This is a genomic window from Streptomyces albicerus, assembly GCF_008905045.1.
Taxonomy (GTDB): Bacteria; Actinomycetota; Actinomycetes; order Streptomycetales; family Streptomycetaceae; genus Streptomyces; species Streptomyces albicerus.
Window position 1 is genome coordinate 44,172 of record NZ_VWMY01000045.1, and the last position, 7,585, is coordinate 51,756.

Annotated in this window: 7 protein-coding genes; 5 read left to right on the forward strand and 2 right to left on the reverse strand. The window is 71.2% G+C overall.

Annotated elements, in window-relative coordinates:
• Positions 1 to 104: 104 nt before the first annotated feature.
• Together GAS53_RS35075 and GAS53_RS35080 are read right to left on the reverse strand one after the other, a co-directional pair.
• Positions 105 to 1,409 (reverse strand): cytochrome P450, encoded by a 1,305-nt coding sequence (locus GAS53_RS35075; RefSeq protein ID WP_151481804.1) that lies wholly within the window; start codon positions 1,407 to 1,409, stop codon positions 105 to 107.
• Positions 1,406 to 2,203, reverse strand: a complete 798-nt coding sequence (locus tag GAS53_RS35080; RefSeq protein WP_151481805.1) for an alpha/beta fold hydrolase — start codon at positions 2,201 to 2,203, stop codon at positions 1,406 to 1,408. Before GAS53_RS35080 ends, GAS53_RS35075 begins: the two co-directional genes overlap by 4 nt.
• A gap of 181 nt (positions 2,204 to 2,384) precedes the next feature.
• Between GAS53_RS35080 and GAS53_RS35085 the strand changes: the two genes are divergently transcribed.
• The 5 genes from GAS53_RS35085 to GAS53_RS35105 all read left to right on the forward strand — a co-directional run bounded on the left by GAS53_RS35085 (position 2,385) and on the right by GAS53_RS35105 (position 7,519).
• Complete coding sequence (locus GAS53_RS35085; RefSeq protein WP_225859275.1) at positions 2,385 to 3,374, forward strand: ABC transporter substrate-binding protein; 990 nt, start codon at positions 2,385 to 2,387, stop codon at positions 3,372 to 3,374.
• Positions 3,375 to 3,465: 91 nt separating this feature from the next.
• Complete coding sequence (locus tag GAS53_RS35090) at positions 3,466 to 4,242, forward strand: ABC transporter permease (protein ID WP_151481806.1); 777 nt, start codon at positions 3,466 to 3,468, stop codon at positions 4,240 to 4,242.
• 161 nt (positions 4,243 to 4,403) lie between these two features.
• Positions 4,404 to 5,150, forward strand: coding sequence for an ABC transporter permease (locus GAS53_RS35095; protein ID WP_225859276.1), 747 nt, complete (start codon positions 4,404 to 4,406; stop codon positions 5,148 to 5,150).
• On the forward strand, positions 5,147 to 6,763 hold the full coding sequence (mdlC, locus tag GAS53_RS35100; RefSeq protein ID WP_151481808.1) for a benzoylformate decarboxylase: 1,617 nt from the start codon (positions 5,147 to 5,149) through the stop codon (positions 6,761 to 6,763). The genes GAS53_RS35095 and mdlC overlap by 4 nt, the downstream gene beginning before the upstream one ends.
• Before the next feature lie 9 nt (positions 6,764 to 6,772).
• Positions 6,773 to 7,519, forward strand: a complete 747-nt coding sequence (locus tag GAS53_RS35105; RefSeq protein WP_151481809.1) for an ABC transporter ATP-binding protein — start codon at positions 6,773 to 6,775, stop codon at positions 7,517 to 7,519.
• Positions 7,520 to 7,585: the final 66 nt, after the last annotated feature.

The window sequence follows — 7,585 nt, forward strand, 5'->3', positions numbered from 1 at the left end:
TAGTTGGCCTTTCGGAGGCGAAGACTACTTAGGTAAGGCAAACCTAAGTTGTTGTTCAAGGGCCGTCAACCCGTGCCCCGCCGGACCCAGGAGAACCGGGAGACTCAGGCCACCCGCAGGGGCAACGACTTCAAGCCATTGATGAAGTTGGAGACAAGTCGCCGGGGAGGCTCCGCGACACACGGCGGCGCGGGCAGCGCGCGCAGCGCCTCCTCGTACAGCATCCGCAGCTGCAACCGGGCGAAGTGCGCGCCCAGGCAGACATGCGGTCCGTCCCCGAAGGCCACGTGCGGATTCGGCGTACGCGCCAGGTCGAGCCGGTGCGGCTCGGCGAAGACCCGCTCGTCGTGGTTGGCCGAGGCGTGGAAGACGACCACCTTGTCCCCGGCGCGGATCGGCACCCCGGCCAGCTCGGTGTCACGCGCGGCCGTACGGCGGAAGGTGAGCACCGGCGGGTGCCACCGCAGGAGCTCCTCGACCGCCGAGTCCAAGCCGACGTCCCCTGCACGTAGTTGGGCGTACGACTTCGGATGCTCGGCCAGTGCCAGCAGTCCGCCGGGAGCCGCGCTGCGTACCGTGTCGTTGCCCGCGACCGTGAGCAGGAAGAAGAACATCTCCAGTTCGGCGGTGGTGAGTTCGCCGTCGGCCGCGAGCGCGGTCATGACGTCGTCGCCGGGCTGCCGCCGCTTGTGGTCGGCCAGCTCGCGGGCGTAAGCGAACATGTCCCGCAGCGCCGCCGGTGAGCGCGGATTGACCGGCCGGCCCGCGGCGTCGACCACGGGCGGACCCGCCTCGTCCGGATCCTGGTAGCCGATGACGCGCTGGGTCCAGTGCAGCAGCAGCCCGCGGTCGCCCTCCGGCACGCCGAGCAGATCCGCGAGGTTGAGCAGGGCGTAGTCGTCGGTCACGTCGGCGACGAGGTCACAAGTCCCGTTGTTCTTATGGGCAGTTGCCAACGCCTGCTCGAAGAGCGAGCGAGCCCGTTCGCGGGCGGTCGAAGCGAAGCGGTCGACGCGTCGCGGGGTGAAGGCGCGGCTGACGAGCCGCCTCAGCCTGCCGTGTCCCGGCGGATCCTGATTGAGCATCATGCGACGGATGAACGGCAGGTCGTCGGGGTCCGGATCCCTGATCTGGGTCGCGCCGAGATACGAGGAATAGGCCGCCGAGTCCTTCAGGACCCGGACGACGTCGGCGTGCCGGGTGACCGCCCAGAAGCCGGGTCCCGCGGGCCAGCCGAGCACCGCGTGTTCGTGCTGCCAGGCCACGGGGTGGTGGTCGCGGAGGACGCGATACGAGGCGTGGGGGACTCCGACGGCGTACTCGCGGGGGTCGAAGACGTCGGGGACGGGCTCCGGGACGGACTCAGGGACGGGTTCCGGGGCGGGCGGTGGCGTCGCTCGTGGGCTCACCCCGCCGCGCCCTCGTCCGTCGTCGCCCTGTCCTCGCGCAGGAAGTGCTCCACGATCCGGATCAGGTCGAGCGGGGCCTCGTCCATCGCGTAGTGCCCGGCCGTGGGCAGCACGGAGAGTTCGCCGCGCGGGTACCAGCGCATCCAGGTCTCCTCCATCAGGGCCGCCGACAGGGCGGGATCGAGCCCGCCCGTCACGGCGAGCGCGGGCACCGTCGCCCCCTCGACATCGGAGTGGAAGTCCTCGCCGGCCCAGGAGTCGAGCCAGGCTCGGAACGCCTTCGGGTCGCTGACCTCCAGGGAGCGGGACACCATCCGGTCGAGCCAGGCCGCGGGGCGGAGGCCGCCGGTGGTGAAGTCGATGATGGCGCGGCGGTTCTCCGGCCTGTGCGCCGCGTCCGCGAACAGCTCCCACTGGTCCGCGGGCAGCGGCAGCCCGGAGGCCGGCACCGGCGAGATCCCGACCAGCCTGCGCACCCGGTGCGGGACGAGCGCCAGCACCCGCTGAATCACACCGGCGCCCATGGAGTGGCCGATCAGCGAGAACCGCTCCCAGCCGAGCCGGTCCGCCAGCTCGACCAGATCGGCCGCCGCCTCGGAGGTCGTGTACGCGCCGACGGCGTCCTTGGCCTCCCCGTACCCGCGCAGATCCACCAGGGCGTACCGGAACGTCTCGCGGTCGAGATCGGGCAGCACCGGCGCGTACGCGGACCGGTCGGCGAACCAGCCGTGCACCGCGAACACCTGGTGGGCGCCGTCGCCGTGCACTTCATGGGGGAGCACGAAGGAGGTCATGCGACCAAGGTGGCCCTGCCGGGGCGGGGCGGCAAGGGCGTGCGGGGAGAGCTGCGGCATCCGGGGGATGTCCGGTGGCCTGTCCTGTGGCCGCGAATGTGCTTTCGCATTTTTCCAACGGCCGCGGGAACGGCGCATAAGTGTGTAGTGATCACGTCAAGGTGAGGGCCATCATGCGCGCATGCTGACGCGCCGAGTCCGTTTCCGTACGGGACAGTTGATCGCCATCGCGGTGGCGCTGGTGATGGCCTTGACGGCCTGCGGCGACGACTCCGACGACTCCGGTTCCGGCAACGACGGGGGCCAAGGACCGGAGAGGTCGAGCGTCACCGTCGCCGCGCTCCCGCTGGCGGACGACGCGACGCTCTACATCGCGCAGGACCGGGGCCTGTTCGAGAAGGAGGGCCTGGACGTCCGCATCCAGCCCGTCCAGCAGAGCATCCAGGCACTGCCCGCCCTGTCGAAGGGCCAGGTCGACGTGATCGCGAGCGCGAACTACGTCACCTTCCTCCAGGCACACGAGAAGGGCACCCTGGACCTCCGCATCCTCGCCGAGGGGGCCCGCGTCGCGCCGCACATGATGGACGTACTCGTGCCCGAGGACTCGGACATCAAGACCGTCGCCGACCTCGAGGGCAAGAAGGTCGCCGTCAACATCCTCAACAACATCCAGTCACTGACCCTCAACGCGGTCCTCGACGAACGGAATGTCGGGCGGCCCGAGTACCGGCAGATCGCCTTCCCGCAGATGGGACCCGCCCTGGAGAAGGGACAGGTCGACGCCGTGCACGCGGCCGAGCCCTTCAACAGCGCCCTACAGAACGAGCTGAACGCGCGCGTGCTCATCGACGGCGGATCCTCACCCGTCCAGTCCATACCGATCAGCGGGTACGTCACCACCCGCGGATTCGCCGCCGAGAACCCGAAGACGGCCGCGGCCTTCCAGCGGGCGATCGCCGCGGCCGCGAAGATCGCCACGGAGGACCAGACCGCCGTACGTGAGGAGTTGCCCAAGTACACGAAGGTGACCGCGGACCAGGCCGAGTCGATCCGGCTGCCGGCCTATCCGACGACCACGGACGTGTCCCAGCTGAGCCGTCTCACCGAACTCATGAAGGAGCAGGGCCTGTTGAAGAAGGCGATCGATCCGGCGACGTTGCTGGTCAAGTGAGGGAGTCCCGGCGGGGCGGCCGTTTCTGAAGTGTCAGAAGTGTCATGCGTGAGGTTGCTTGTGCGAGGTGGCTCCTGTTGAGGTGGCTCTTGTGAGGCGTCGGCAGGAGCTGCTGCTCGGTGGGCTCGGAGTGCTGCTCGCCTTCGGACTGTGCGAGGCGGTCAGCCGGGCCGGTCTGGTGCGTCGCAGCTATCTGCCGCCCGCCTCCGAAGTCCTGGCGCGCGCGGTGGAGTTGGCGGGCGACTCGGTCTTCCTGGAGGGTGTCGGCGCCACGGTGCGCGTGTGGGCCCTCGGCCTCGGCCTCGCGTGCGCGATCGCCGTCCCCGTGGGTCTGCTGCTCGGCAGCGTTCCGCTGGTCGACGAGGCCGTGAGAGCGATCGTCGAGTTCCTCCGCCCCCTGCCGTCCGTGGCGCTGATCCCCCTGGTCTCGCTGCTGCTGGGTTCGGGGACGGAGACGAAGGTCGCGCTGATCACGTACGCGTCCGTCTGGCCGATCCTCTTCAACACCATCTACGGCCTCGGCGAGACCGACCCACTCGCCAAGGACACCCTGCGCGCCTTCGGCTTCGGCCGCCTCTCGGTACTCGTCCGCGTCGAACTCCCCGCCACCGCCCCCTTCATCGCCGCCGGCCTCCGCATCTCCGCCGCCATCGCCCTCATCCTCGCCGTCGCCACCGAGATCCTGGCCGGTTTCGGCGAGGGCCTCGGCATCTTCATCGCCCAGTCCGGCCTGGCGACGGACGGCACGCGGGATGTACTGGCGGGGGTGGTGTGGGCCGGCCTGCTGGGGCTGGTCATCAACAGTGTGCTGGTGTGGGGCGAGCGGCGGTTGTTCCCGTGGACGCCGGAACATCGGGGGCGGCGATGAGGTGGGTGGGGGACCTCAAGCCCGTCCGGCGTTTGAGGACGAGGCCGTTCAGGCCGATACGGGGGTTCGGGGGCGGAGCCCCCGAGGATGGGACGGGTAGGGGCGGCGGGGGCGAATCCCGCAGGGCGACGCCGGCGCGCGGCGCACTCCTCCGCTGGACCGTGCTCGCGGCAGCGGTGGCCGCCTGGCAGCTCACCACCCGCACCCACGACAGCGTCTATTTCCCGCCACCCGCCGAAATCGCCCGCCACACCCACGACTTGTGGTTCTCCGGACCGGCCACCCACGCCTTCCTCACCCCCGAAGCCACTGACAACATCCTCCCCAGCCTCGCCCGCATGGCCACCGGCTTCGCCCTGGCCGCGGCCACTGGCATCGCGCTGGGCACAGCCCTCGGCCGCTCCCGCCGCGCCTACGCCCTCTGCAACCCGGTCCTGCAGTTCGCCCGAGCCATCCCACCCCCGGCCCTGGTCCCGGTCTTCGTCGTGATCTTCGACTTCGGCACCCAGATGCAACTCGCGTCGATCGTCTTCAGCGCGATCTGGCCCGTACTGATCAACACGGCGGAAGGCGCCCGCAACATCGACCCCCTACGCCTCGAAGTCGCCGCCGTACTTCGTCTGACCACGACCGAACGACTCTGGCTCCTGCTCCTGCCCTCCGCCCTGCCGCGCATCTTCGCGGGCCTGCGCCTGAGCCTTTCGCTCTCGCTCATCCTCATGGTCTTCTCGGAGCTGCTGCCCGGCACGGCCAACGGCATCGGCTTCACACTCACCGACGCCCAGTCGCGCTCCGACCTGCTCACGGTATGGGCCGTGCTGGTGCTGCTCGGCGCACTCGGATACGTACTCAACACCGGCCTGCTGGCGGTCGAGAAGCGACTGCTCGGCCGAGGGAGGCCCACATGACGGAAACGGTCCTGGAAGCCGTCATCCGGCTGTGCCGCGACACCGGCATGACCACCGTCTTCGGCAACCCGGGCTCCACGGAGTTACGGATGTTCCGCGACTGGCCCGACGACTTCACCTATGTGTTGGGACTACAGGAATCCGTAGCCGTCGGCATGGCCGCAGGACACGCATTGGGCACCGGCCGCGCGGCCCTCGTCAGCCTCCACTCGGCGGGCGGCGTAGGCCACGCCCTGGGCGCCGTCTTCAACGCGTACCGCGACCGCGTACCCCTCGTCGTCCTGGCCGGCCAGCAGTCGCGCTCCCTGACCCAGCTGAGGCCGTTCCTCGGAGCCGACGACCCGGTCCAGTTCCCGCGCCCGTACGTGAAGTCGAGCCGCCAGCCGGACCGCGCCGCCGACGTACCCGCCGTGCTCGCCGAAGCCCACCGCCTTGCCATGGCCCCTCCCCGTGGCCCCGTCTTCGTCTCCGTGCCCGAGGACGACTGGGACCGGCCGGCCGCGCCGGTCGAGCCGCGCGCGGTGCACAGCTCGTTCACCGCGGACGCGGGCGCCCTGTCCGCCCTCGCGGCACGCCTCGACGGCTGCGAGCGGCCCGCGCTGGTGGTCGGCCCCGGAGTCGACGACGAGTGCGCGTCGGCCGAGGTCCGCGCCCTCGCCGAACGCACCCGCGCCGCCGTCTGGATCAGCCCGATGTCCGGGCGCTCCGGCTTCCCCGAGTCGCATCCGCTCTTCCAGGGCTTCCTGCCGCCGGCGGCCGACCGGCTGGTGGCCTGCCTGGAGGCGTACGACGTGGTGGTCGCCCTGGGGGCGCCCTTGTTCACGTACCACTTCCACACGGAGAGCCCGCCGCTGCCCGCCCGCACCGAGCTCTTCCACCTCGACTGCGATCCGGGCCAGGCGGCTTGGCTGCCCACGGGCACGAGCATCGTCACGACCCTGAAGCCGGCGGTCGGTCAACTCGCCGCACTGGTGGGGGAGTCGGACCGCAAACCGCCGTCCGCGCGCCCCGCTCCCATCCCCCCGCGCGCTCCCGACGACGGCACGATCACGCCGGAGCTGGTGCTCGACCTGCTCCAGGAACGGCTGCCCCGGGAACGCGTCCTCGTCGAGGAGGCGCCCAGCCATCGCGACGCGCTGCACGCGCGCGTGCGGATCGAATCGGCGGGCGGGTTCCTCACCACCGGCAGCGGGGCGCTCGGCTGGGGGCTGCCGCTGGCCGTCGGACGCGCGCTGGCCGACCGGCGGCGGGTGGTGTGCGTGGTCGGCGACGGCTCGGCGCTGTACTCCGTGCAGGCCCTGTGGAGCGCCGCGCGACACCGGGCGCCCGTCACGTACGTCGTCCTCGACAACGGCGGATACGCCGCCGTACGCGCCCTCGGCCGCCGCATCGACATCGCGCCCGTACCCGGCACGGACATCGGCGACATCGACTTCGCCGGGGTGGCGGCGGGTTTCGGCTGCCCGTCGGCGTACGTGGAGCGGCCCGCCGGACTTCCCGCCGCCCTCGACCATGCCCTCGCCGGGCACGGCGACCGCGACGGCCCCTTCCTGCTCCACGTCCGTGTCGCCGACGGTGACGCCGCACGCCCGCCCGACTCCGGGGACAGGTGACCGCCTCGCATGCTCCGTCTCGACTCGCTCGGCCAGCGGTACGGCGACCATCCCGTCCTGCGCGACATCACCCTCACCGTGCCCGACGGTCAACTCCTGTGCGTCGTCGGGCCGTCCGGGTGCGGGAAGTCGACGCTGTTGCGGACGATCGCGGGGCTGCTGCCCACGCGCGAGGGGGCCGTCAGCATCGACGGGGAGCCCGTCACCGGCGTGCCGGACCGGCTCGCCGTGGTCTTCCAGGACTACGGACGGTCTCTCTTCCCCTGGCTGTCCGTCCGGGAGAACGTCGCCCTTCCCCTGCGGCGACGGGGCCTCGGGCGGGCCGAGCGGCGCTCCGAAGCCGAACGCATGCTGGAACAGGTGGGCCTTCACGGCGCGGGGCGCCGGCATCCCTGGCAACTCTCCGGTGGCATGCAGCAACGTGTCGCCATCGCCCGCGCTCTGGTGTGCCGGCCCTCCCTCCTCCTCATGGACGAGCCGTTCGGCTCCCTCGACGCGCAGACCCGGGAGGACCTCGAGGATCTCCTCCTCGACGTGCACCGGGCGGAGGGGACGACGATCGTGTTCGTCACCCACGACATCGACGAAAGCGTTTACGTGGGGGACCGGGTGGTCGTTCTCTCGGCCGGGCCCGGGGCGCGGGTGGTGCTCGATCTGCCCGTTGCCCTGCCGGGTAAGCGGGATCAGATCGGGACGCGGGGGTTGCCGGAGTTCGTGGCGTTGCGGGCGGAGGTGGGGAGGGCGGTGCGGGGGTGAGGCTTGGGGGTTTCGCCCCCGCCGCCCCTACCCATTCCCGTCCCGGGGGGGGGGGGGGGGGGCCCC